This is a genomic window from Pseudomonas hygromyciniae (assembly GCF_016925675.1).
Classification (GTDB): Bacteria; Pseudomonadota; Gammaproteobacteria; order Pseudomonadales; family Pseudomonadaceae; genus Aquipseudomonas; species Aquipseudomonas hygromyciniae.
This window is the reverse complement of the sequence record NZ_CP070506.1, coordinates 5,436,978-5,458,484: the sequence shown is the minus strand read 5'-3', so window position 1 is coordinate 5,458,484 and position 21,507 is coordinate 5,436,978. Positions and strand designations below refer to the sequence as shown.

General features: G+C 53.7%; 25 protein-coding genes and 1 pseudogene. 15 read left to right on the top strand and 11 right to left on the bottom strand.

Annotated elements, in window-relative coordinates; all coding sequences use genetic code 11:
• Positions 1–4 precede the first annotated feature (4 nt).
• The gene (locus JTY93_RS24660) at positions 5–511 is read left to right on the top strand and encodes a hypothetical protein (protein WP_096143576.1); all 507 of its coding nucleotides are present in this window, start codon (positions 5–7) and stop codon (positions 509–511) included.
• A gap of 108 nt (positions 512–619) precedes the next feature.
• On the opposite strand, the gene JTY93_RS24655 is transcribed toward JTY93_RS24660, so the two are convergent.
• Positions 620–1,102, bottom strand: coding sequence for a helix-turn-helix domain-containing protein (locus JTY93_RS24655; protein ID WP_096143577.1), 483 nt, complete (start codon positions 1,100–1,102; stop codon positions 620–622).
• 229 nt (positions 1,103–1,331) lie between these two features.
• Here JTY93_RS24655 and JTY93_RS24650 point away from each other — a divergent pair, with 229 nt between their 5' ends.
• From JTY93_RS24650 to JTY93_RS24635, 4 genes are all read left to right on the top strand, one after another.
• Entirely contained in the window at positions 1,332–1,724 is a 393-nt protein-coding gene (locus JTY93_RS24650) for a DUF6957 family protein (RefSeq protein WP_233101200.1), read from the top strand.
• A 42-nt stretch (positions 1,725–1,766) separates the two neighbouring features.
• Positions 1,767–2,213, top strand: a complete 447-nt coding sequence (locus tag JTY93_RS24645) for a hypothetical protein (RefSeq protein WP_096143578.1) — start codon at positions 1,767–1,769, stop codon at positions 2,211–2,213.
• 90 nt (positions 2,214–2,303) lie between these two features.
• Complete coding sequence (locus tag JTY93_RS24640; protein ID WP_032894847.1) at positions 2,304–2,687, top strand: hypothetical protein; 384 nt, start codon at positions 2,304–2,306, stop codon at positions 2,685–2,687.
• A 55-nt stretch (positions 2,688–2,742) separates the two neighbouring features.
• Positions 2,743–2,976, top strand: a complete 234-nt coding sequence (locus JTY93_RS24635) for a hypothetical protein (protein ID WP_096143223.1) — start codon at positions 2,743–2,745, stop codon at positions 2,974–2,976.
• A 106-nt stretch (positions 2,977–3,082) separates the two neighbouring features.
• Here the strand turns inward: JTY93_RS24635 and JTY93_RS24630 are convergent.
• The 6 genes and pseudogenes from JTY93_RS24630 to JTY93_RS24605 form a co-directional block, all read right to left on the bottom strand.
• Positions 3,083–3,196, bottom strand: a pseudogene (locus JTY93_RS24630) (DUF411 domain-containing protein); the annotation flags it as partial.
• A gap of 27 nt (positions 3,197–3,223) precedes the next feature.
• A complete protein-coding gene (locus tag JTY93_RS24625) occupies positions 3,224–3,496 on the bottom strand; it encodes a heavy-metal-associated domain-containing protein (RefSeq protein WP_096143224.1) in 273 nt (90 codons plus the stop codon).
• 114 nt (positions 3,497–3,610) lie between these two features.
• Positions 3,611–5,881 carry a heavy metal translocating P-type ATPase gene (locus JTY93_RS24620; RefSeq protein ID WP_106117684.1) on the bottom strand — a complete coding sequence of 757 codons (2,271 nt, stop codon included), beginning with the start codon at positions 5,879–5,881 and terminating at the stop codon, positions 3,611–3,613.
• 90 nt (positions 5,882–5,971) lie between these two features.
• Complete coding sequence (locus tag JTY93_RS24615) at positions 5,972–6,223, bottom strand: DUF2933 domain-containing protein (protein WP_106117683.1); 252 nt, start codon at positions 6,221–6,223, stop codon at positions 5,972–5,974.
• Positions 6,224–6,345: 122 nt separating this feature from the next.
• The gene (locus tag JTY93_RS24610) at positions 6,346–6,741 is read right to left on the bottom strand and encodes a hypothetical protein (protein ID WP_205476283.1); all 396 of its coding nucleotides are present in this window, start codon (positions 6,739–6,741) and stop codon (positions 6,346–6,348) included.
• A gap of 99 nt (positions 6,742–6,840) precedes the next feature.
• Positions 6,841–7,236: a hypothetical protein gene (locus JTY93_RS24605; RefSeq protein ID WP_205476284.1), complete on the bottom strand. Its 396-nt coding sequence runs from the start codon at positions 7,234–7,236 to the stop codon at positions 6,841–6,843.
• Between the two features lie 285 nt (positions 7,237–7,521).
• Here JTY93_RS24605 and JTY93_RS24600 point away from each other — a divergent pair, with 285 nt between their 5' ends.
• From JTY93_RS24600 to copD, 5 genes are all read left to right on the top strand, one after another.
• A complete protein-coding gene (locus JTY93_RS24600; RefSeq protein ID WP_205476285.1) occupies positions 7,522–7,731 on the top strand; it encodes a co-regulatory protein PtrA N-terminal domain-containing protein in 210 nt (69 codons plus the stop codon).
• 148 nt (positions 7,732–7,879) lie between these two features.
• On the top strand, positions 7,880–9,742 hold the full coding sequence (locus JTY93_RS24595; protein WP_205476286.1) for a copper resistance system multicopper oxidase: 1,863 nt from the start codon (positions 7,880–7,882) through the stop codon (positions 9,740–9,742).
• 10 nt (positions 9,743–9,752) lie between these two features.
• Positions 9,753–10,667: a copper resistance protein B gene (locus tag JTY93_RS24590; RefSeq protein WP_205476287.1), complete on the top strand. Its 915-nt coding sequence runs from the start codon at positions 9,753–9,755 to the stop codon at positions 10,665–10,667.
• Positions 10,668–10,735: 68 nt separating this feature from the next.
• A complete protein-coding gene (gene copC, locus JTY93_RS24585; protein ID WP_205476288.1) occupies positions 10,736–11,119 on the top strand; it encodes a copper homeostasis periplasmic binding protein CopC in 384 nt (127 codons plus the stop codon).
• A gap of 2 nt (positions 11,120–11,121) precedes the next feature.
• Positions 11,122–12,057: a copper homeostasis membrane protein CopD gene (gene copD / locus JTY93_RS24580; protein ID WP_205476289.1), complete on the top strand. Its 936-nt coding sequence runs from the start codon at positions 11,122–11,124 to the stop codon at positions 12,055–12,057.
• A 51-nt stretch (positions 12,058–12,108) separates the two neighbouring features.
• On the opposite strand, the gene JTY93_RS24575 is transcribed toward copD, so the two are convergent.
• Complete coding sequence (locus JTY93_RS24575; protein ID WP_205476290.1) at positions 12,109–12,555, bottom strand: DUF411 domain-containing protein; 447 nt, start codon at positions 12,553–12,555, stop codon at positions 12,109–12,111.
• Positions 12,556–12,843: 288 nt separating this feature from the next.
• Between JTY93_RS24575 and JTY93_RS24570 the strand changes: the two genes are divergently transcribed.
• Together JTY93_RS24570 and JTY93_RS24565 are read left to right on the top strand one after the other, a co-directional pair.
• Positions 12,844–13,527 (top strand): heavy metal response regulator transcription factor, encoded by a 684-nt coding sequence (locus tag JTY93_RS24570; protein WP_032894827.1) that lies wholly within the window; start codon positions 12,844–12,846, stop codon positions 13,525–13,527.
• On the top strand, positions 13,524–14,906 hold the full coding sequence (locus tag JTY93_RS24565) for a heavy metal sensor histidine kinase (RefSeq protein WP_047338274.1): 1,383 nt from the start codon (positions 13,524–13,526) through the stop codon (positions 14,904–14,906). Before JTY93_RS24570 ends, JTY93_RS24565 begins: the two co-directional genes overlap by 4 nt.
• A 293-nt stretch (positions 14,907–15,199) precedes the next feature.
• On the opposite strand, the gene JTY93_RS24560 is transcribed toward JTY93_RS24565, so the two are convergent.
• Both JTY93_RS24560 and JTY93_RS24555 read right to left on the bottom strand, forming a co-directional pair.
• Complete coding sequence (locus JTY93_RS24560) at positions 15,200–15,841, bottom strand: transmembrane anchor protein (protein WP_158879133.1); 642 nt, start codon at positions 15,839–15,841, stop codon at positions 15,200–15,202.
• Between the two features lie 12 nt (positions 15,842–15,853).
• Positions 15,854–16,492 carry a HupE/UreJ family protein gene (locus JTY93_RS24555; protein WP_240344226.1) on the bottom strand — a complete coding sequence of 213 codons (639 nt, stop codon included), beginning with the start codon at positions 16,490–16,492 and terminating at the stop codon, positions 15,854–15,856.
• Between the two features lie 458 nt (positions 16,493–16,950).
• Between JTY93_RS24555 and JTY93_RS24550 the strand changes: the two genes are divergently transcribed.
• The 3 genes from JTY93_RS24550 (at position 16,951) to JTY93_RS24540 (ending at position 19,927) form a co-directional block, all read left to right on the top strand.
• Positions 16,951–18,438: a SulP family inorganic anion transporter gene (locus JTY93_RS24550; protein WP_083376071.1), complete on the top strand. Its 1,488-nt coding sequence runs from the start codon at positions 16,951–16,953 to the stop codon at positions 18,436–18,438.
• An 11-nt stretch (positions 18,439–18,449) separates the two neighbouring features.
• On the top strand, positions 18,450–19,301 hold the full coding sequence (locus tag JTY93_RS24545) for a universal stress protein (protein WP_083376070.1): 852 nt from the start codon (positions 18,450–18,452) through the stop codon (positions 19,299–19,301).
• Between the two features lie 92 nt (positions 19,302–19,393).
• Entirely contained in the window at positions 19,394–19,927 is a 534-nt protein-coding gene (locus JTY93_RS24540) for an NUDIX hydrolase (protein WP_083376069.1), read from the top strand.
• Between the two features lie 33 nt (positions 19,928–19,960).
• On the opposite strand, the gene tnpC is transcribed toward JTY93_RS24540, so the two are convergent.
• Positions 19,961–21,496, bottom strand: coding sequence for an IS66 family transposase (gene tnpC / locus JTY93_RS24535; RefSeq protein ID WP_083376068.1), 1,536 nt, complete (start codon positions 21,494–21,496; stop codon positions 19,961–19,963).
• Between the last annotated feature and the right edge of the window lie 11 nt (positions 21,497–21,507).

The window sequence follows — 21,507 nt, the reverse complement described above, 5'->3', positions numbered from 1 at the left end:
ATCTATGTCTTTTGAGTTATCGAAGATTGACTGGAATGCCATTAGCGCTATATCTACATTTCTGGCAGTTCTAGTCGCCCTGTTCTATCAACCATTTTTAAACAGGCGCAAGGTTGTCCTCGACACTAATCTAAGAACAGAAAATGGAAATATACATTTTATCTATCTTTGCATAACTAACAAAGGCGAAAAGCCGATATGGATAGTTTCGGGCGGGCTGCTTTTTGAAGACGGTGAAAAAAAGGTTGTTAAGTTTATGGATGACGATACATTGCCAAAGAAACTGGAGCCCTCTGAATTCATTATCTGTCCAACTCCTATCATGGAGTACAATTACAAAATAAAAGACTTATTTGCAAAAGATTCGCTTGGAAAATTTTGGTACTTGAAGAGGAAGCAGAGAAAGGAACTAGATAAAAATATCCGAATCTGCAAAGATCATAACCCTCCTCTGGTTCGCAGCAAACCCGCCGAATACGTAGAAAGGCCGAAACCAAAAAGCAAATCTTGATTTTGACTTTCTCTTGCCTTGCTGATGATGAAAAGCACCATAAAATCTGCACCTAAGTGCCGCTAGCGGGACTATAGATCGAGTGACGCGGCACAAGTTTTGAAGAAGTCACTCCTGTGAAGGAGCCGTTGTTTTCAGATATCTACGTACAGTGGCTTCAGAGAGTTCTAACGCTTCCGCAATCTCGACAACAGGCACTCCTTCTTTCCTCAGTCGTTGAGCCTCTATCGTCTTATGTGCCGCCCCAGATCTGGAGGGTCTACCAGGAAACAACTTCCCAGTCCGTGCTAACGACTCAATTTCGATATCAATGCCGTCCTTTCTGATCCTGTTCAATTGCCTCGAAACACGTCTTAGACCCTCTCCAAAGGGCTCACTCGCCTGCAAGGAGGTCGCCATGAGAATCAACGCAGCGGCATCAAGCTCCAAGATGGATGCCAGTCTTACCAGCATATCAATGGTGATGCTTACTTCTCCCCGCTCAATCCGACTGAGATGGGATCGGTCAATGCTGTTCAAGTCCTCCTGAGACAGACCTTGTCCTCTGCGCACTGCTCGTACCACCACAGCTAGCGCTTCTGCTGCCTCCATCGATTTCCCTCCAGCAAATCGAGGATAAGGCCACATTGCGCTCCGTCATAACACGCCTTATCATCCTCATTGTGACTGGTTTGAATTCTCGGCATGATTTCGATGCCGGCGCGTCCTCAGGCAGAGCTGCGCAAAGGGTGCACTGGATCGGGAAATTCAGGCCAAGACGAGCGACAAGTCCAGAGATTGAATTGTCAATTTCCTGGTTATTAATGAAAAAGGAAGCCGTATGGCTAGCATCGAAGAACCCGATTTCATGAAAGGGCCACGTACACCACTGGAAGGCCTGTCCAGCAGCTCTGATGCACGAGCGCTAGCGAACCAACGTTTTCCCGAAAAGCCTTACTGCTTGGTTCGAGATTGGACAATATTTCGCATTGAAGTCACTCGCGACGAACTCTTCAAATGCCATGCAGCGGGCCAGCTCCCGATGATCCTGTTTGCTCACAACGTGGCCGAGGACAGCCAAGGCCGTTTCGAACGGGGCGATTGGGCTCGTTCAAGCATGTGCACCGGTTTCCACGACGGTGTTGCATTCGAAACCAGAAACACGGTTTACGTGTTGATTGGCCCTGGTCATGAACAGCTCGCGAGCCTGAAAGACGTTTTCTCCCTCTTCTAACCTGCGCTCTATATCGGAGCCCCTTCAGGCCAAGGACACACGATGTTTAGAACACACGACGCCGACATGCTGGGCCTACCGGGCATGTTCGGTGAGGGTCAGTACCAATGGCATCAGGTATCCAAAGTGCTTCGTAATCACTGGTATCACGTAACAGTTCAGGCCAAGACCAAGGGTCGAATTTCAGAGGCGGTTCTGATGGTCGGCAGCGAACCTCGGCTTCAGCAACTCCTGATTTCCCAAGACGCTGAGACGATCATCACAGAGGTGCAAGTAGTCACACCTGCCCACATGAATGGGACGGGAGTTTGGCGAATGGAGAAACTGACCAAAGTGACGCTTGGTGAAGACCAAAACGAGTGTGTTGTGTGCCTGCTAGAGGTGGAGACCGGCTCCAAATACCACAGCTCTCACCAACCTAGCTTCAACACTGATGTGCTGAGCAACCTTCGTCCGATCTATCACGCAAACATGATTCGTACAGCCTGAGATTTACCAAGATTTCTGCACGATACCAGCACAGATGGTTGCGTGTGGAATTCCTGGTTAGGCCGTATATACCGCCAACGGAGTGCAACAATGCTGAACATGATTGGCTTGGATTTTTATGGGAAGCGCCACACAGAATTCGACCTAATACGAATCAAAAAAGCCCAGGCGCAAGGCTTCGATAGACCGATCACAGCGTATCTTTGCAGCGCCTCCATCAAAGCCCGAACGGGCATAGGCGTAGTGTTTGGTCACAACCGTAAAGACCAGTATGGGCGGTTCGGCGACGGCCATTTGATCCGCACTTCTGATGTGATCAAAGTCGAGCGTGAAGGCAGGTTTTGGGTGATGACGACGGAGAATAGTCGTTACGTCTTGGCGACGTTCCAGAGGGGTAATGGACGTGCAAGCCTGCGTGAGTTTCTGCGGCTTTCACGGGGGATGCACCACTTCACCCCGCGAGGGTTACAGTAATGGTCGTGGTCTTCTTCCACTGGCGAACCCTCCTGAATGGCTTCGAGGTGGTGTCATGATCGTCAAGGCAGGCGAAGTCATCTGCATTGCCTCGGGCATTTTTGAGAATTACGACCGCGCTGGGCCCTTTGTTGCAACGCAGGACTTCGACCTCGATTCATTAATAGCAGAGGCAGTGAAGCCGCTCACAGAGAAATGGGAAGTGTCGAGTTTGTTTGGCGATATACCCAGGGTGCTTTTCGAAAACGGGCTTATCACCAAGCTTCCTTGTCGCAAAATTTACCTATGAGCGATGGGCGAAGTCGACATTCGGGAAGAGCAGGATGACCTTTGATGACGACGCTTCAAGCATTTTACTAAAGCGTCATGATGGTAGCGATAGAGCTGAGATGGTTTGCCTTGCAGTAGCCGCAGTTAGGATCGCGGTAAACGTCGATGACTTCAGCGGCTTGTGCCGCTCCGGTCATGAGTAGTGTCGTGAACGCAGCGATTCGCAGACTGGCATTCATGGAAGTTCTCCTGTTTATAAATAAGGCTTACCGACAGCAGCAACCGCCGCCGTTCCCGCCACAACCGGAGGATTTCTTACTTTCTACGCTTTCCACTGTCGCCAGCTGTGCTGGATAGCCCGCGTTCTCCAGGGCTGCAAGCAGCGCATGGCTGTCCGAATCGCCGCTGACCTTCACCCGTCCGGCTTGTAAATCCACTGCTACGTCACTCACGCCTTCAACTGGGCGCAGCGCTTCGGTGACATGTTTGACACATGAACCACAGCTCATGCCTTGGACTTGCAGTTCAACAGTTTTCATTGGTGACTCCTCACAACAAAGTTGATCATGGAAAGACTGACGCATGAGGCTTTTTTGCGGCGTTGGCTTATCCTCAACCTTGCTGCCATGGCAAGGTCAAGCGGTCGTTTTCACTCAATCAATGGAAGCCTGGCGCAGACGCAAGGCGTTGAATACCACCGACGCCGAGCTCACGCTCATGGCCAGTGCGGCAATGAGCGGTGACAGAAGGTGACCGGTAAGTGGAAAGAACAAGCCGGCAGCCAGTGGGATACCCATGGCGTTGTAAAGGAAGGCGAAGGTCAGGTTCTGGTGCATATTTCTCACCGTTGCGACTGACAGGCTGCGAGCACGCAGGATACCGAGGAGATCCCCCTTGACCAGGGTGACCTGAGCGCTGTTCATCGCCACGTCAGTGCCAGTGCCCATGGCGATACCTACATCAGCGCGAGCCAGTGCGGGGGCATCATTAATGCCGTCGCCGGCCATCGCCACCCGGTGTCCGGCTTGTTGCAGAGATGCCACCAGACGTTCTTTATCTTGCGGTTTGACCTCGCCGTGAACCTCCTCGATGCCCAATTGGCGAGCTACCGAGCGAGCAGTCGTAAGGCCATCGCCAGTGGCCATGATGACCTTGACGCCATCCGCCTGCAGACGCTCGACGGCCAGCTTCGTGGTGGGTTTGATGGGGTCGGCAACAGCCAGCAAACCCGCCAGGGCGCCATCGACTGCCAGGTACATGATGCTCGTACCGTCGCCGCGTAGCTTCTCGGCATGTTCTTGCAAGCTCTCTGTGGAAACGCCGGCCTCCTGCATCAACGCGGTATTGCCTAGCATCAGGCGGCGACCCTCGACCTGCCCGCTTACACCAATACCTGAGGCTGACTCAAAGGTTTCAGGTGTCACCAGTTTTAGCCCTGCGGCACGAGCCTGCTCGACGATGGCGCGGGCCAATGGATGCTCACTGCCCTGATCGAGACTTGCGGCCAGGCGCAACACTTCATCCTGAGTAAAACCGAGTACGGCCTCGACGCTATGGAACGCTGGTCGACCTTCAGTGAGGGTGCCAGTTTTGTCGACTATCAAGATGTCTATCTTGCGCAGGTTTTCGATGGCGGCGGCATCGCGAAACAATACGCCGCTGCCAGCAGCCTTGCCGGTGGCAACCATGACTGACATCGGTGTCGCTAGGCCAAGGGCACAGGGACAGGCGATGATCATGACCGCAACAGCGTTGATGAGTCCGAACACCCAACTTGGCTCGGGCCCCCACAGCCCCCAGCCGAGTAGAGTAAGCGCGGCGATAGTAATCACCACAACCACGAAGTAACTGGCAATCACGTCTGCCAGCCGTTGCATCGGCGCTTTTGAGCGTTGTGCCTGCACAACCATCTGCACAATCTGTGCGAGCAGGGTCGCCGACCCTATCTTCTGCGCTTGCATCACCAGACTGCCGTGGATGTTGAGAGTGGCGCCAATCAGCGCGTCGCCGGCTCTCTTCATGATCGGTATCGGTTCGCCGGTGAGCATCGACTCATCTACAGCGCTTTCGCCTTGCAACACCTGACCGTCGACAGGCACTTTTTCGCCCGGTCGCACACGTAACGTGTCGCCGCTGTGTACGTGTGTCAGAGGGATGTCTTCTTCCGTGCCATCGGCATTGATCCGTCGGGCAGTTTTGGGTGCCAGTCCAAGCAGCGACTTGATGGCAGCCGAGGTTTGCGAGCGAGCCTTGAGTTCAAGCATCTGGCCGAGAAGGGTCAGTGAGATGATTACAGCCGCCGCTTCGAAGTACACACCGATGCGGCCCTCCATCATGAAGTTGCTGGGGAATACATCGGGGGTCAGGGTGGCCACGACGCTGTAAAGGAAGGCCGCCGCCGTGCCGAGGCCGATTAGCGTCCACATGTTCGGACTTCGCTGAATCACCGAACGCACACCACGCACATAAAACGGCCAGCCAGCCCACAGCACGACGGGCGTAGCCAATCCCAGCTCGACCCAATTTTGCGTGGTGCCATGGAACAGCACCAGGGCATGTCCCCCCATAGCCAGCACGGTTACGATCACTGTCAGTGGCAATGTCCACCAGAAGCGCCGTGTGAAGTCCTTAAGTTCGGGATTCTCATCCTCCTCTAATTCGGGAATCACCGGCTCTAAGGTCATGCCGCACTTAGGGCAGACGCCGGGGCCGATCTGGCGAATTTCCGGATGCATGGGACATGTGTATACAGCGGCACCCGTTACCGGTTCTGCTGTTTTCTGATGGACTTGTTCGATTTTCAGTTGAGATATTCGATAACGCTCGGGTGCTGCCCTGAAGGTCGTTTGGCATTTCTGGCTGCAGAACCGGTAGTTTTGCCCCTCGTACTCCGTGCTGAACTGGCTGTCGTTACTGACGATCATGCCACATACCGGGTCATGGGAGCCGGTAAGTTGGGGTTCAGACTTCTGTATTAGGCCGTGCTCTTGACGAACCTCAGGGTTGTGCATGAGCTAAATCCTATTCGCATTCTTGGTTGAGACTGAGGTTTCGCCGTGATGCCTGTGACCACCGTGGTGGTGCCCGAAAAAATGCATCAGCGGGCACAACAGCAAAATCATATAAGGCAGTAAGCCCAGCATATGGCCGTAGTGTTCTCTTGCTAGATAGAACAGCACGATCACCAGCAACATGCCCAGCGCTATGCCGGGTTTGCTCCTCAAAAATGTTGGAGAGGTGTTAGCGGAATGTGGTGAATTCGTCATGGTCTGTACTCCTGAGGGAGCTGTTTAGTGATACGTCATATAGTTGCGGCGAACGGCAGTTTTACCTTTGGCATATTGGCTAAGGTAAAACCGTCGCTGCATTACCTAAAGGCTTGTGCGCGTCACTTGCTCATCGGCATGTTCATCATGCTCGATTGCTGATCCATCATTTTCATCATCATGTTCATCATTCCCATCTCCGTGCCGTCTTTGTTGCCGCCCATGCCCATGCCATGACAGTTCTTGTGCATCAAGGCCATGCTGTCCTTCATCGTCTTCATGCTCTCCTGCATGGCGGCGTGTCGCTCGGCAGGGGTCTTGGCGGCGGCTGCCTTGTCGTGTGCAGCCTGCATTTTTTGCATTTGCTCGGTCATGACGTTGTTTTGCATCGACGTGGCTGCAGCGCTTGTCTGGGCTGGCGCCGTCTGCCCCTCCGGGTGGTGCTCATCGACTGCCGAAGCGACGAATGGGCTGCTCATGAGCAGGGCTGCGAGAATAAGTTTCAATGAAATATTCATGGCAATCTCCAAAGGGTGAGTACAGCTCAGGTAATACCAAGCCGCGCCAGGTTGGCGCAGTCGGACAGTGCGCCGAAGCTCGGCGCGCAGAAGGTCGGATTAATCGTTGAAACGGACGAAAATCAGGCGGGCAGGAGGTCTGGCCGGTACAGGGCGCCGTAATGCAAGAAAGGCAAAAGCGGAGGGATTGGCGGGATACAAAATCAGCAACGCTGGGATAAGGAGCAGAAGCGTCCAACTGAACAGGTCAAATATTTGAAGATGGAGCGAAGGACTTACAGCTATTGCCGCATCGGCGCAGTGCTGAAGGCAACCGAGGGCATGGGCGTCATGGCTATCGTGATCTTGCGTAGTGATCAGCGAGACATGAGTTATAGCCGGATTGTGGCTGGGCTGTGCCAGGCATCCCTGGGTCGCTGCCAGACCAAACGCTAACACCCACAGCACGATGGCGAGGCGTATGAACGTTGGTTGACGATGGCGAAACCAGAACATGGAGAATCTCCGGTACTGATTAGCGGATTTTGATTTTCCAACATACGCCACATTGAAGTGCCACGGTTGATCTACATCAATTTATGCAACCGGCTGTCGGTTCTGTGGTTCGGTCAAATTTTACAACACCCGCCGATCTTTCAGATGTTGAGTTTCTCCGTGTGCTGTCGAAAGTGTAATCACCGGCTAAGCGTGCTGACAGGTGCGTCCCCTCATCATCCTCATCGAGCTGACGCTCAAACTCTCTGGTTTCAACGAGAGTCAATTCCTTGGAGGAGATGCATTATGAAAGCAACCAACGTTGTGATTCTTACGCTCAGTTTGGCTATATCGTCGCTGGCCTTTGCCGAAGGTGGTGGCGACCGTGCGGTTGAGCGCATGGAACGAGCTCGCGAGACGGCAATGGTCACCACCAAGCCCGTCCCACAAGCGAAAGCGCAAGAGGATATTGCACAGGAAAAGCCCACGGCTGAAGAGCAGAAGCATCAATGCTGAGCCGCCCAGCTTACTGAAATGTAATCACCCCGTTTGCTAGCTTATGGCATCTTCCGATACATCAAGCGCACTAGCTCGTCTAGCGTTAGCCCTCGGGGGCACGCCCAGTGCGCACATCTAACATCCGCCTGACGGGACATGAATCGGTATGCAAGCCAAAACCTCTCGGCGCACCTTTGTGAAAGGACTCACCGCAGGCGGGATTCTCGGTTGTCTAGGCCTCTGGCAAACCCCTATCTGGGCCGCCCCTAAAGTGGGTGAGACCAATGTCTTGTCAGGTACAGAGTTTGACCTCTTCATCGGAGAAACACCGGTAAATATCACTGGGAACTCCCGGACGGCCATGACCATAAATGGCGGGATTCCTGGGCCCCAGCTGCGCTGGCGTGAGGGCGATACCGTGACCTTGCGGGTCAAGAACCGCCTCAAGGATATGACTTCTATCCACTGGCACGGAATTATCCTTCCGGCGAACATGGACGGTGTGCCAGGCCTTAGCTTCCATGGAATTGAGCCTGATGGCACGTACGTCTATCAATTCAAGGTCAAGCAGAACGGAACGTACTGGTATCACAGCCACTCCGGCTTCCAAGAACAGGTTGGTGTGTACGGCCCGCTGGTAATCGACGCAAAAGAGCCCGAGCCTTTTGAGTATGACCGTGACTATGTGGTGATGCTCACCGATTGGACGGATGAAGATCCTGCTTCGCTGATGAAAACGCTGAAGAAGCAGTCTGATTACTACAACACCCACAAGCGAACAGTCAGTGACTTTATCAATGACGTTGCTGACAAGGGTTGGTCAGCAACCGTCGCTGATCGCAAAATGTGGGCAGAAATGAAGATGAATCCCACTGACATTGCAGACGTCAGTGGTGCGACATACACCTACCTGATGAACGGCCATGCTCCGAACTCCAACTGGACAGGCACATTCAAACCCGGCGAAAAGCTCAGATTGAGGTTCATCAATGGTTCAGCCATGAGCTATTTTGATGTCCGTATTCCGGGTTTGAAAATGACTGTTGTGGCTGCTGATGGCCAATATGTTAAGCCGGTGAGCGTAGACGAGTTCAGGATCGCCACTGCTGAGACCTTCGATGTGATTGTCGAGCCAACTCAGGATGCCTACACGCTGTTTGCTCAGTCGATGGATCGGTCGGGATACGCCCGAGGCACCTTGGCCGTCCGGTCAGGCATGACTGCTCCAGTCCCAGCGCTAGATCCTCGTCCTCTAGTCACCATGGCAGACATGGGTATGGCCGGTATGGATCACGGTGCGATGCCTGGTATGGGCGATATGGCTGGAATGGATCACAGCAAAATGGCCGGTATGGGAGACGACTCGATGCAGGGTATGTCGGGTATGGACGGCGGAGCCATGAAAGATAGCTCTGGCTCTATGCAAGGCATGTCCGGTATGAACAGCATGCAGGGAATGGATCACAGCAATATGTCCATGGGCGGCATTAGTGGTATGGGAGAAATGCAGTCGCACCCAGCCACAGAGTCCAACAATCCCCTCGTCGACATGCAAGCAATGTCGACCTCTGCGAAGCTCGATGATCCTGGCATGGGCCTTCGCGACAATGGTCGAAAGGTGCTGACGTACTCTGATCTAAAAAGCACGTTTGAGGATCCAGATGGCCGTGAGCCAAGTCGCACTATTGAACTGCACTTGACCGGTCATATGGAGAAATTTTCCTGGTCTTTCAACGGCGTAAAATTTTCAGACGCCGAGCCGGTAAAACTGAAGTACGGCGAGCGAGTTCGGTTCGTTCTCGTGAACGACACCATGATGACTCACCCCATCCACCTGCATGGGATGTGGAGCGACCTTGAAGATGAAAACGGGCAATTCCTCGTTCGCAAACACACCATCGATATGCCGCCAGGATCAAAGCGTAGCTACCGAGTGACTGCTGATGCGTTGGGACGCTGGGCCTATCACTGCCATCTCCTATACCACATGGAAATGGGCATGTTCCGTGAAGTGCGCGTGGAGGAATAAGGAGATGGCTATGAGTAATTTCTTAAGCGGGACTCGCATGCACTCAGCTGTACTCACGGTCGCTCTCACTGCTGGTGTTGCCTTGCCGGCAGCTGCTGAGTCTAGCCAGGGCATGGATCACAGCCAAATGCAGGGTATGGATCACAGCCAGATGCAGGGCATGGATCATAGCAAAATGGAGGGTATGCAGCCCGCCAAGCAGCCACAAACTCAAAGTCGGACTCCGATACCACCACTTACCGATGCTGACAGAGCCGCAGTTTATAATGCCCCTGGTGGTCACGAAGTCCATGACAGTGCTCTCAACTCACTTTTTATATTTGAGAAGTTGGAATGGCAGGATGCGGACGATGGAAGCGCGCTTAACTGGGAAGCACAAGGTTGGATAGGGGGAGATGTTGACCGTCTATGGCTACGTTCCGAAGGCGAGCGCACTAATGGGAAGACTAAAAAGGCTGAAGTTCAAGCTTTATGGGGACACGCCATTAGCCCTTGGTGGGATCTAGTCAGTGGGGTGCGTCAAGATTTCAAGCCAGGCGACCCTCAGACGTGGGCGGCTTTCGGTATCCAAGGCTTGGCGCTCTACAATTTCGAGGCCCAAGCTACTGCTTATTTGGGTGAAGATGGCCAGACCGCAGCGCGTTTAGAAGGGAATTACGACATTCTCTTAACTAATAAGCTGATTCTGCAACCGACGGCAGAATTCAATTTCTATGGCAAAAACGATCCTCAACGCGGGGTTGGTTCAGGGCTGTCTGAAAGTGAGGTTGGTTTGCGGCTTCGGTACGAAGTCCGTCGAGAGTTTGCACCTTACGTAGGTGTAACTTGGAATCGGTCTTATGGAAAAACCGCAGACTATGCCCGCGAGGAAGGTGAAGACAATAGCGAAGCACGCCTAGTGGTCGGCGTCCGAGTTTGGTTCTAATCGAAGTTAGCGTCACCCAATAATTATCTCACCTCATTACAACAGCTTCGTGCTGTGAGGAGCCTTGCATGTCCGTTTTCAAATCCTGTGTCGTGGCCGTTGCTCTTTCATCCAGCTTACTGCTCAGTGCAGTTGCCCAAGCCCACCCGAAGCTGCTGTCTTCAACTCCTGCTGAAGGTGAGAACGGCCAAGCCCCGGCAAAAATTGAGCTGTATTTTTCAGAGAGCTTAGTTACTCAATTTTCCGGAGCTAAGTTAATTATGACTGACATGCCTGGCATGCCGAACTCACCCATGGGTGTTAAGGCCAGCGTGGCGGGCGGAAGTGATCCAAAAACAATGATTATAACTCCGACATCGCCACTTACAACAGGAACTTATAAAATAGAGTGGCGAGCGGTATCGTCAGATACTCATCCGATTACCGGTAGCGTCACTTTCAAAGTGAAATAAGTATGAGCGACTCTTTAAATGTAGTGCTGCGATTCGCGCTCTACTTAGATCTGATGCTCCTGTTCGGCCTAGCAGTCTTCGGGCTTTACAGCTTTCGGGGAAAAGAGCGCGTATCAGGCGCAATGTTGCATTTTGAGTCGCTGCTACCTGGCATCGCTGCCTTTGGTGTGTTTTTGTCGATAGCCTCCTTCGTCGTCATGGCAAAAAATATGAGCGGCGCATCCGACTGGGCGGAGCTGCTACCCCATCTGGAAATGATGGTGTACGAAACTGAGGTGGGCTATAGCTGGGTGACGCGCATGATTTCATTAGTAGTGGTGATTTCTGTCGCAAGTCAGAGCAAGCGATGGCCAACAGGAAGTCTCTGGGTTGCTACCTTGGCAGGCTGTATCGCCTTATCCACGCTCGCGTGGACAGGTCATGGAGCGATGGATGAAGGCACTCAGCGGTTCTGGCACTTTGCGGCTGATATTCTGCACCTACTTGCCGCTGGCGGCTGGATCGGAGCTCTCGCGGCGTTTGGTTTGATGTTGAGTATCAGGAGGTCTAATTCGGAGCAACTCGTACGAGTGCTGTCACGAGCACTCACTGGCTTCGAGACAGCAGGCGCATTCATTGTGGGTACGATCATAGTCACAGGCGTCGCTAATTATCTCTTCATTGTCGGGCCGACGTTGCTAGAAGTTGTAACCAGCACCTATGGCGTGCTTCTTCTCGTGAAAATCCTGCTTTTTGCATGCATGATCGGGCTTGCTAGTCTCAATCGTTTTTACCTGAGTCCTTCACTCGAGCGCTCTGTGAAAGCCGGTGATTATTCCCTTGCAGCCTCGGTTTTGAGAAAAAGCATAGTGATTGAGTCAACCTGTGCTGTTGTCATCGTCTGTTTGGTGGCGTGGCTAGGAACACTGAGCCCTTCAATCGAGATGGCTCAAGGTTGATCCAGTAGCCAAATCTGAGCGTCCATATGGGTGCTCAGAGCTAGGTAACAACTATTGGCTCGCAGGGTACTGAGCGACTTTTTCTTGCGCACCTGCCTTGGTGAGGCCCAGCACTTGATAAGACTGATGGCTCTGGCCGTAGTCCATGCCGGGAGAGCCTGCGGGCATGCCCGGTACTGCAATTCCTGCGAGGTCGGAGCGACTACTCAGCTTCTTGATTTCTTCGGCTGGGACATGCCCCTCTACGAACTTGCCGTCAATAACAGCCGTATGGCATGACGCGAGTCCCTGCGGCACTCCTAAGCTCTGCTTAATAGCGCTCATATTGCTTTCAACATGGTCGACCACCTTGAATCCATTCGATTCAAGGTGCTTGACCCACTCCTTGCAGCATCCGCAGTTCGCGTCACGATGCACATCGATTGTGAGCGGCTCAGCCGCCTGCGCGACAGCACAAATCATCAAGCCCACGGCGAGCGATAGCTTTCGTTTGAACATTCGATGCACCTCGTAGCGTTTTAGTATGCGGTTGCTCTGCAAGCCCCCTAGCCTTGGGCCAGCCGTCATGCTTCCACAGTGGTTGGAATTAGGTTAAGCGCAAAAAGCTCAAATCGCTGATTACATTTTTGTAAGCCGCCTGCCAATTCACTCCATCCAACCCATCACACACCGACCTGTCGTGGCATCGGGCGATCCGTGGGCTGTTGAGGCAATTACATTTACGTAAGCTTGCGCACAGATGTCAGATTGGTAGCACACTAGAACACCGCAAACCGGAGCCCGTGCATGAAACTCTTGGTCGCAGAAGACGAACCCAAAATCGGAATGTACCTACAGCAGGGTCTTGTGGAGGCTGGCTTCACTGTCGACCGAGTTGTTACGGGAACAGAGGCGTTGCACCATGCGTTAAATGAGACCTATGACCTTCTGATCCTGGACGTAATGATGCCCGGCCTGGACGGCTGGGAGGTCATTCAATCTGTCCGCATAGCCGGGAACTCAGTTCCTGTTTTGTTTCTGACAGCCAGGGACGGGGTTGATGACCGGGTCAAAGGGTTGGAACTAGGAGCGGACGATTACCTAGTCAAACCCTTTGCATTTTCCGAATTGCTTGCTCGCGTCAGAAGCTTGCTCCGCCGTGGTTCCGCCGTACCCAACCAAACATCTATCAAAATCGGCGATCTGGAGGTCGATCTTCTGAAACGACGTGCCTCCCGCTCAGGTCGACGCATTGACCTCACCGCCAAAGAATTCTCCCTCCTAGAACTCCTTATGCGCCGTAGAGGGGAAGTCCTGCCAAAATCACTGATCGCATCGCAGGTTTGGGATATGAACTTCGACAGTGATACCAACGTGATCGAAGTAGCAATTCGCCGGCTCCGGGCCAAAATCGATGATGATTTCGACACTAAGCTGATTCAGACCACCAGGGGAATGGGCTACATGCTAGATGCGCCGGATACTGAATGAAGCGTGTATCTCTTACCTTCCGTTTGAGCATGATGTTTGTCTGTGCCGTGGTAGCCGTGCTGGTTGTAGCAGGCTTTACCTTCGATGCTTTTAGTAGACATCACTTCAAAGCGCTCGACCGTCAAGCGATGACGGAAAAGCTCGTATCCATTCGGCAAATCATGGATGGCGAGGCCGGCTCCGTAGACTCTTCAGAAGTGGTGTTACAACTGCAAGCCCTGCTGGGCGCCCATCAGGAGCTTTCAGCATCGATTGTCACCAACGGAGGGAGGACGATCTTCGCTACTCCCAACGGAACTGCACAGCCTACCGCTGCGGTTCATGAGGCTGGGGAAGGTTTGTTGGAGTGGACGGCTGGCGGCCATACGTATAGAGGCATGAAGGCCCAAGTTCATTTAGTGAATGAAGCTGAGCCACTAACCGCATGGTTAAGTATGGATATCACCAGTCACATGCACTTCGTTGAAACTTTGCGTTGGTGGCTGGTCATTGGGCTGGCTATCAGCGCTCTGGTCAGCGCAGCGTTAGGGTGGCTGGTGGCGCGCAGCGGGTTAAAGCCGGTCGCACAGGTGACGCAAGTCGCGGCCTCAATGTCAGCCGGTTCGCTGAAAGAACGCATCCCGATGGACTCGGTGCCTCGTGAGCTTGAGAGCCTTGTCTCTTCTTTCAACGCCATGCTTGCTCGCCTTGAAGAGTCTTTTGTTCGGCTGTCCAACTTTTCAGCCGATATTGCGCACGAGCTACGAACCCCTATCAGCAATCTGCGTACACACACCGAAGTCATCCTTTCAAAGAAACGTGCACCGGACACTTATGAAGAGAATCTCTATTCAAACCTGGAGGATCTGAACCGACTCTCCAGCATTATTGACGGCATGCTTTTCTTAGCAAAATCGGACAACGGTCTGGTTCTACCTGCCAAAGAGAAAGTCGAGTTGCGTTCGGTGGTCGAAAAACTTTTCGAGTATTACCAGTTGCTGGCAGAAGACACCGGAGTAAAGCTACAAGTCTCCGGACACGGCGCGGTCTATGGTGACGGTACGATGTTGGATAGGATGATCTCGAATTTACTTTCTAATGCGCTCAGGTATACCCCTCCTGACTGCACTGTCTCCGTAAAAATCGAGTCGTTGGGTAGCATAATCAGCTTGTCAGTGAAGAACCCCGGCGAGGAAATAGCTGGAGAACATCTGCCCCGGTTGTTTGACCGTTTTTACAGAGTCGATCCTGCACGTAGAGAGGGTGCTACGAACAACGCGGGGTTAGGTTTGGCAATCGTCAGATCACTGGTTGACGCCCATGATGGCGCCGTTGAGTGTGTCTCCGGAGGAGGCTATACGACCTTTGAGATCCGCTTACCTGCTTGGCCTGCTGACTGAGAATAAAAGAAAACTCCCGTGCCTCTTCTTTGAGGAACAAGGCCGCAATGCGGCCTTGTTTATTTACGGCGTCACTCGTGTGAATGGCCGTGCCCAGCGATCTCAGAAGTTGCGTCTTTTTCATCGCCTCCGCAGGCCGTCATCAAACCAAGGAAGCAGATCAGGAGCATCGAACGGATCATGGTTGTTGGGGTTTTCATTGGAATACTCTTCAAAAATGGATGAAATTGAATGACATGTGGTCAAGCAGCACGCTGCGTTTCTTGCCGTAGCACAGCCATCGCTGCTTCTGATTACTGTTTGACGCCCAAATAATCGCCGCTGGTTTTCAGTGTGATGGTCACGTCGTTAGTGCTGCGATTACGCCAAAACCAACCATGGGTGCCGTCAAAGATGGCGGTAAATTCACCCTTATCACTTTTGACCTGCTTGCCCTTGTTGTAGCTATGGAAGTAACCCTTCTCACCGTTGTAGGGTTCGCCATGGGTATCGAAGTTCACAGGCCCACCAACCGCAGTCCATTCGTAGCCAACAGACTTGCCCTTCAAGACTTCGAACTTTATTTCAGTCCCTTCACCTGGCTTGAGCGTGACGCTCATTTGATTAGTCTTCAAAGCTGAAGTGGGTGTGGGAGCCGGCTGAGCAGCAGGTTTCGCAATAGGCTGGACTTGCGCAACCTGTGGAGCTGGAGCTGGAGCAGCAGCTTGCGGTGGCGCGGCATCCGCCAAAGCTTCCTGAGCAAGGATGATCTTCAATTCGCCCATTTGGGTCAGTCCCAGTGCTCGGCCCACACCCGTTGGATCGACGGCATATTCCGAAGGCATAACCACTGTCACCAGCAGGCCGACCGCAGTCAGCAGTGCAATGACAGTGGAGCGCACCAGTTTGCGAGTGCTTGGCAATTCATTAACAGTGGGAAGCGGAGTATTGAACATGGTCAGAATTCCTTACGCGGAGACAAACAGGCCGGTGATCTGGTAACCCATCAAGAGGAAACCGGCACTCATCATGGCGACGTTGGCGGTATAGGCGTGGCGCCAGAAACTGCCGGTGCGCCGCCAATACCCCATCAGAATGAGAATCGCGCTGAGGGCCAGTAACTGGCCGATCTCAACACCAACGTTGAAGGCGATCAGGTTCGGAATCAGGCCATCAGGTGAGATCTCGTATTCCTGGATCTTCGTCGCCAGACCAAAACCGTGGAGCAAGCCGAAGATCAGCGTGGCCACTTTGGTGTTGGGTTGGAAACCGAACCAGCGCTGGAATGCGCCCAGGTTATCGAGCGCCTTGTACACCACCGAGAAGCCGATGATGGCGTCGATGATGTACGAGCTGATGCTGACCTCTGTAAGTACGCCAAGCAGCAGCGTGACCGAATGACCTACAGCAAACAGCGTGACATACAGCCCCACGTCTTTCAGGCGATAGAGGAAGAAGATCACCCCGAACAGAAATAGCAGGTGGTCGTACCCGGTCATCATGTGCTTGGCGCCCATGTAAATGAAAGGCAGCAACATGACGCCGGAGCTTTCCTGGATGAAGCCTTTGTCACCTTCCGCGACGGCGTGAGCCATCGCCTCGGGCATTCCCAGGAAAAGTGCAGCGATAAGTAAAAACAACGTAACCGTCTGGCCAACTCACCTCTCAGCACACAGACCAGCTCAGACAAGAACGGGTGGAAAACAAAGCCTTGCCCGCAGGTATACCCATTGAATAAGCCTGTATCTGACGTAGCTCATGCGGAGCTTGGCAGCGGGTCGCAATCGACGATGGCTTCATTGTATACTTCTGCTCCGCATACCCCTTGAGCTACAGGAACATCAGCATGACTGTACTCCAAACGATCTACTGGCAGCCTACGCCGCCTTAGCGCTACGCCCCCTCGCAACAACCTGCTTCCGCTAGCCTCGCTCGCGGGTGCGCACTGCTGTACGCCTGGTTATACGCCTTAAGCACACAGCAAAAAAATCCTCAAAATTTGAATTTGTATCGATTCGCTCGCCATTCCCTTGGCGTGCGCGATGCTTTGCCTTGGATATTTTCTATGCTGCAAAAACTTAGACAAACGTGGTTTTCCAACGTCCGTGGAGATGTGCTCGCGGGGCTCGTAGTCGCACTTGCGCTGATCCCTGAAGCCATCGCCTTTTCCATCATCGCCGGCGTTGACCCAAAGGTCGGACTTTACGCCTCCTTCTGTATCTGTGCTGTTATTGCCTTTGTCGGCGGTCGTCCCGGCATGATCTCGGCGGCTACCGGCGCCATGGCACTTCTCATGGTCACTCTGGTTAAAGAGCACGGACTTCAGTATTTGCTGGCAGCCACGTTGCTCTGTGGGGTACTTCAAATCCTCGCGGGTTACCTGAAGCTAGGTTCGCTGATGCGCTTCGTCTCTCGCTCTGTGGTCACGGGTTTTGTGAACGCATTAGCGATTCTGATTTTTATGGCGCAGTTACCTGAATTGACCAACGTGACCTGGCACGTCTACGCGATGACCGCAGCGGGCCTTGGAATCATCTACCTGTTTCCGTATATACCTAAGATCGGCAAGCTGGTTCCCTCACCACTGGTGTGCATCCTGACCCTGACTGCCATCGCCATTTATCTGGGGCTAGATATCCGTACCGTGGGGGACATGGGCCAACTGCCGGATACGCTGCCGATTTTTCTGTGGCCTGAAGTGCCGCTGAACTTTGAAACCCTGCGCATCATCTTTCCTTACTCCGCTGCGCTGGCAGTTGTAGGCCTACTGGAGTCGATGATGACCGCGACCATCGTCGACGACCTGACCGATACCACCAGCAACAAAAACCGCGAGTGCAAAGGCCAGGGTGTGGCCAACATCGCTGCCGGCATGCTTGGCGGCATGGCAGGTTGCGCCATGATCGGCCAGTCGATCATCAACGTGAAATCTGGTGGCCGCACCCGTCTCTCGACATTGTGTGCCGGCGTTTTCCTGCTGCTGATGGTGGTATTTCTTGGCGAATGGCTCTCCAAAATCCCTATGGCGGCACTCGTGGCTGTGATGATTATGGTGTCCATCGGCACCTTTAGCTGGGATTCCTTGCGCAATCTGAAAGAGCATCCGCTGTCGACCAACCTCGTCATGGTGGCGACCGTCGTGGTCGTCGTGGCCACTCACAACCTAGCCTACGGCGTACTGGTAGGTGTGCTGCTGGCTTCGCTGTTCTTTGCCAATAAGGTTGGGCACTACCTGGATATCAAGAGCACTTTGGAAGAGACGGAATCGCATCGGACTTACCGCGTCGTGGGCCAGGTGTTCTTTAGCTCTGCGGACAAGTTCACTGAAGTTTTTGACTTCAAGGAAGCGCTCAACAAAGTCACCATCGATCTCACACAAGCGCATTTCTGGGATATCACCGCCGTCGCAGCGCTGGATAAGGTCGTGATCAAGTTCCGCCGTGAAGGCGCTGAGGTTGAAGTGCTCGGTCTCAATGAAGCCAGCACAACAATCGTTGACCGCTTCGGCGTGCATGACAAACCCGGTGCCATCGACAAGCTCATGAGCCACTAAGGAGAACGACAATGACCCACGTAATGGCATGCATTGATAACTCACAATCCTCATTGGCGGTCTGCGATTACGCAGCATGGGCCTCGCAACGACTCAGCGCTCCCCTGACCTTGCTCCATGTGCTGGATAGGGAAAAATATCCTGCATCCGCTGACCTCAGCGGCAATATCGGTCTCGGTAGCAGAGAACATCTACTGGAAGAGTTGGCCACGCTGGATGCGCAGCGTGCAAAACTGGCCTTGGAGCATGGGCAGCACATGCTTGAAAAAGCTCGCGAGCGAACAGTCATCTCTGGCGCCATGTCACCTGATCTGAAGCAGCGCCATGGCCATCTCGTCGAGAGCCTGAGCGATCTCCAAGACGATATTCGATTACTGGTGATTGGAAGAGTCGGTGAGGACAGCACGCGCAGTGCCCAAAGTCTTGGCAGCCAGATTGAAGCGGTAGTCCGAACAATCCACCGCCCCATCCTGATTACAACCAGCCATTTCAGGAAACCTGAAACGATCATGGTGGCATTTGACGGCAGCGCTACAGGCCACAAGACCGTACAGATGCTTGCTTCAAGCCCGCTGTGCGAAGACCTGCCAATTCATATCGTCATGGTTGGTACGGACTCTGAAGAAAACCAGAACGAGCTGGAGAAAGCACGAACCACACTTGCCTCTTCTGGCCCGCTAGTGCATGCCGAGATCCGCCCAGGCGAAGTAGAGTCGGTACTTCATGCGTATCAGGCAGAGCACGGCATTGACCTCTTGGTCATGGGGGCGTACGGGCACTCACGCATCAGGCAGTTTCTGGTAGGCAGCACGACCACGACGATGCTGCGAACATCCACTTTACCCGTATTGCTGCTTCGCTGAGCCAGTTCCACTGGCCACAGTATTTCCAGAACTGCGGAAATGCCGTGGCCACCCTGGACGATGACTAACTGATTTTGCCGTAACGAGACCACATGCAACTCATAACTGAAATTGTTCACCCCGAGCTGAAATCCAAACAGGGCAGAGTATTCCGTCGACATGCAGCACGCGGCATCGTGATGCGGGATGAACAGATCCTGTTGCTGTTCACCGAGCGCTATAACGACTTCAGCTTTCCTGGAGGCGGCCTTGATGGTGACGAGGACATTGTCACAGGCCTGAAGCGTGAGCTTGAGGAAGAGACTGGTGCTCGTGACATAAAGGTGCTCCAGCACTACGGTTACATTGAGGAGTACCGGCCCTACTGGGGGCCACAGTACGATCTGATGCACATGACCTCGCATTTTTATCAATGCGAAGTAGCGCCCCAGCTAGAGCCCGTGAGAATGGAAAGCCACGAAATCGCTAATGGTATGCGGCCTGTCTGGATCAACCTGCATGAAGCCATCACGCACAATGAAGCCGTTATGCAGCGTCACGAGTCTTCGATGGGGCAATCAATTCTGCGCGAAACCTATATGCTGAGAAAAGTCGCTTCCGAATTGTTGATACAAGTCAGCCTTTGAGCTGACTATTTGGCGAAGTCCACTTAGCCTGTCTCAGGCAAGCATCCAATGCTGCGGGAGTAATTGCGTGATTTCGCTCGCCCGCTGTGTCGGCAGCCGCATCAGCACATCCTTGAGATAGGTATACGGATCGTGCCCATTCATACGCGCCGACTGGATCAGGCTCATGATTGCCGCCGCCCTTTTTCCACTGCGCAGCGACCCGGCAAATAACCAGTTCGAGCGCCCAAGCGCCCACGGCCGGATCAAATTCTCGATCTGGTTATTGTCGATGGGTACAGCACCATCTTCCAAGTAGCGCGTCAGCGCTACCCAGCGTTTAAGGCTGTAATCCAGGGCCTTGGCCGTGGCCGAACCCTCGGGCACAAGTTCGCGTTGGGCCAACATCCACTCATGCAGTTTTTCAGCGATGGGCACCGCTGTTTCCTGACGTAATCGCCAGCGGTCTTCGTCGCTCATTTCCTTGGCGTGTCGCTCGACTTCATACAACCCGCCAATCGAGTGAAGCGCCTGCTCCGCCAACTGGCTTTTATTGGCTGCATGCAGGTCGAAGAATTTGCGGCGTGCATGGGCCATGCAGCCGATTTCGGTGATGCCCAGCTCGAAGCTGGCCTTGTAGCCGGCGAAGTCATCGCAGACCAGCTTACCGTTCCACGTGCCCAGGAAGTTACGCGCATGTTCGCCGGCACGGCTGGGGCTGAAGTCGTAGATTACGGCCTTGAGGGCCGAGAAAGGCGTGGTGCTATAGGCCCACACGTAAGCGCGGTGGGTTTTCTTTTCGCCTGGTGCGAGCATCTGAACCGGGGTCTCATCGGCGTGGATCACGCCCTGGGCCAACACATGCTCACGCAGCGCATCGACCAGAGGCTGGAGCTGCACACCGGTCTGTCCGACCCATTGCGCCAGTGTCGAACGGGCGATGGGCAGTCCGGCCCGACCAAAAATCTTCTCCTGCCGGTACAGCGGTAAATGGTCGGCGAACTTCGCCACCATCACGTGGGCCAACAGGCCTGCGGTCGGGATGCCCTTGTCGATCACTTGGGCCGGTACAGGCGCCTGGATCAGTGTTTCACACTGACGGCACGTCCATTTTCCACGCACATGCCGCTCAACGGTGAACACGCCCGGAGTGTAATCGAGCTTCTCGCTGACGTCTTCGCCGATTCGCTGAAGCTGGCAGCCGCACACGCACTGAGTATTCTCTGGTTCGTGACGGATCACGGTTCGCGGAAACTGCGGCGGCAGTGGTGCACGCTTGGGCTTATTACGTGGCTCGGCCGGTGCGGCCGGCGGATTGGCTGCCTTCAGCTCGGCTTCGATAGCTGCGATATCGGTATCGAGCAGATCATCGAGCAGACTGCCTTGGTCGGGGCTCAGTTGCTCGCTGCGCTTGGCGAACTTGTGTCGCTTGAGGATGGCGATTTCATGAGCCAGTTGCTCGTTGACCGTTTCGAGGCGTTGGATTTTCTGGCTCATGGAGTCGACCTGGGACAGCAACTGCATAGCCTGTTCGGCCAAGCCGCGCAGCTGTTCCGGTGTCATCTGGTCGAGATTGGGCGAGGAAGTCATGCCGCTGATTG

What these genes read in the sequence shown, in the direction of transcription:
- JTY93_RS24660 (WP_096143576.1), top strand. Translation starts at nt 5, where the DNA reads ATGTCTTTTGAGTTATCGAAGATTGACTGGAATGCCATTAGCGCTATA.
- JTY93_RS24655 (WP_096143577.1), bottom strand. Translation starts at nt 1,102, where the DNA reads ATGGAGGCAGCAGAAGCGCTAGCTGTGGTGGTACGAGCAGTGCGCAGA.
- JTY93_RS24650 (WP_233101200.1), top strand. Translation starts at nt 1,332, where the DNA reads ATGGCTAGCATCGAAGAACCCGATTTCATGAAAGGGCCACGTACACCA.
- JTY93_RS24645 (WP_096143578.1), top strand. Translation starts at nt 1,767, where the DNA reads ATGTTTAGAACACACGACGCCGACATGCTGGGCCTACCGGGCATGTTC.
- JTY93_RS24640 (WP_032894847.1), top strand. Translation starts at nt 2,304, where the DNA reads ATGCTGAACATGATTGGCTTGGATTTTTATGGGAAGCGCCACACAGAA.
- JTY93_RS24635 (WP_096143223.1), top strand. Translation starts at nt 2,743, where the DNA reads ATGATCGTCAAGGCAGGCGAAGTCATCTGCATTGCCTCGGGCATTTTT.
- JTY93_RS24625 (WP_096143224.1), bottom strand. Translation starts at nt 3,496, where the DNA reads ATGAAAACTGTTGAACTGCAAGTCCAAGGCATGAGCTGTGGTTCATGT.
- JTY93_RS24620 (WP_106117684.1), bottom strand. Translation starts at nt 5,881, where the DNA reads ATGATCGTCAGTAACGACAGCCAGTTCAGCACGGAGTACGAGGGGCAA.
- JTY93_RS24615 (WP_106117683.1), bottom strand. Translation starts at nt 6,223, where the DNA reads ATGACGAATTCACCACATTCCGCTAACACCTCTCCAACATTTTTGAGG.
- JTY93_RS24610 (WP_205476283.1), bottom strand. Translation starts at nt 6,741, where the DNA reads ATGAATATTTCATTGAAACTTATTCTCGCAGCCCTGCTCATGAGCAGC.
- JTY93_RS24605 (WP_205476284.1), bottom strand. Translation starts at nt 7,236, where the DNA reads ATGTTCTGGTTTCGCCATCGTCAACCAACGTTCATACGCCTCGCCATC.
- JTY93_RS24600 (WP_205476285.1), top strand. Translation starts at nt 7,522, where the DNA reads ATGAAAGCAACCAACGTTGTGATTCTTACGCTCAGTTTGGCTATATCG.
- JTY93_RS24595 (WP_205476286.1), top strand. Translation starts at nt 7,880, where the DNA reads ATGCAAGCCAAAACCTCTCGGCGCACCTTTGTGAAAGGACTCACCGCA.
- JTY93_RS24590 (WP_205476287.1), top strand. Translation starts at nt 9,753, where the DNA reads ATGAGTAATTTCTTAAGCGGGACTCGCATGCACTCAGCTGTACTCACG.
- copC (WP_205476288.1), top strand. Translation starts at nt 10,736, where the DNA reads ATGTCCGTTTTCAAATCCTGTGTCGTGGCCGTTGCTCTTTCATCCAGC.
- copD (WP_205476289.1), top strand. Translation starts at nt 11,122, where the DNA reads ATGAGCGACTCTTTAAATGTAGTGCTGCGATTCGCGCTCTACTTAGAT.
- JTY93_RS24575 (WP_205476290.1), bottom strand. Translation starts at nt 12,555, where the DNA reads ATGTTCAAACGAAAGCTATCGCTCGCCGTGGGCTTGATGATTTGTGCT.
- JTY93_RS24570 (WP_032894827.1), top strand. Translation starts at nt 12,844, where the DNA reads ATGAAACTCTTGGTCGCAGAAGACGAACCCAAAATCGGAATGTACCTA.
- JTY93_RS24565 (WP_047338274.1), top strand. Translation starts at nt 13,524, where the DNA reads ATGAAGCGTGTATCTCTTACCTTCCGTTTGAGCATGATGTTTGTCTGT.
- JTY93_RS24560 (WP_158879133.1), bottom strand. Translation starts at nt 15,841, where the DNA reads ATGTTCAATACTCCGCTTCCCACTGTTAATGAATTGCCAAGCACTCGC.
- JTY93_RS24555 (WP_240344226.1), bottom strand. Translation starts at nt 16,492, where the DNA reads ATGCCCGAGGCGATGGCTCACGCCGTCGCGGAAGGTGACAAAGGCTTC.
- JTY93_RS24550 (WP_083376071.1), top strand. Translation starts at nt 16,951, where the DNA reads ATGCTGCAAAAACTTAGACAAACGTGGTTTTCCAACGTCCGTGGAGAT.
- JTY93_RS24545 (WP_083376070.1), top strand. Translation starts at nt 18,450, where the DNA reads ATGACCCACGTAATGGCATGCATTGATAACTCACAATCCTCATTGGCG.
- JTY93_RS24540 (WP_083376069.1), top strand. Translation starts at nt 19,394, where the DNA reads ATGCAACTCATAACTGAAATTGTTCACCCCGAGCTGAAATCCAAACAG.
- tnpC (WP_083376068.1), bottom strand. Translation starts at nt 21,496, where the DNA reads ATGACTTCCTCGCCCAATCTCGACCAGATGACACCGGAACAGCTGCGC.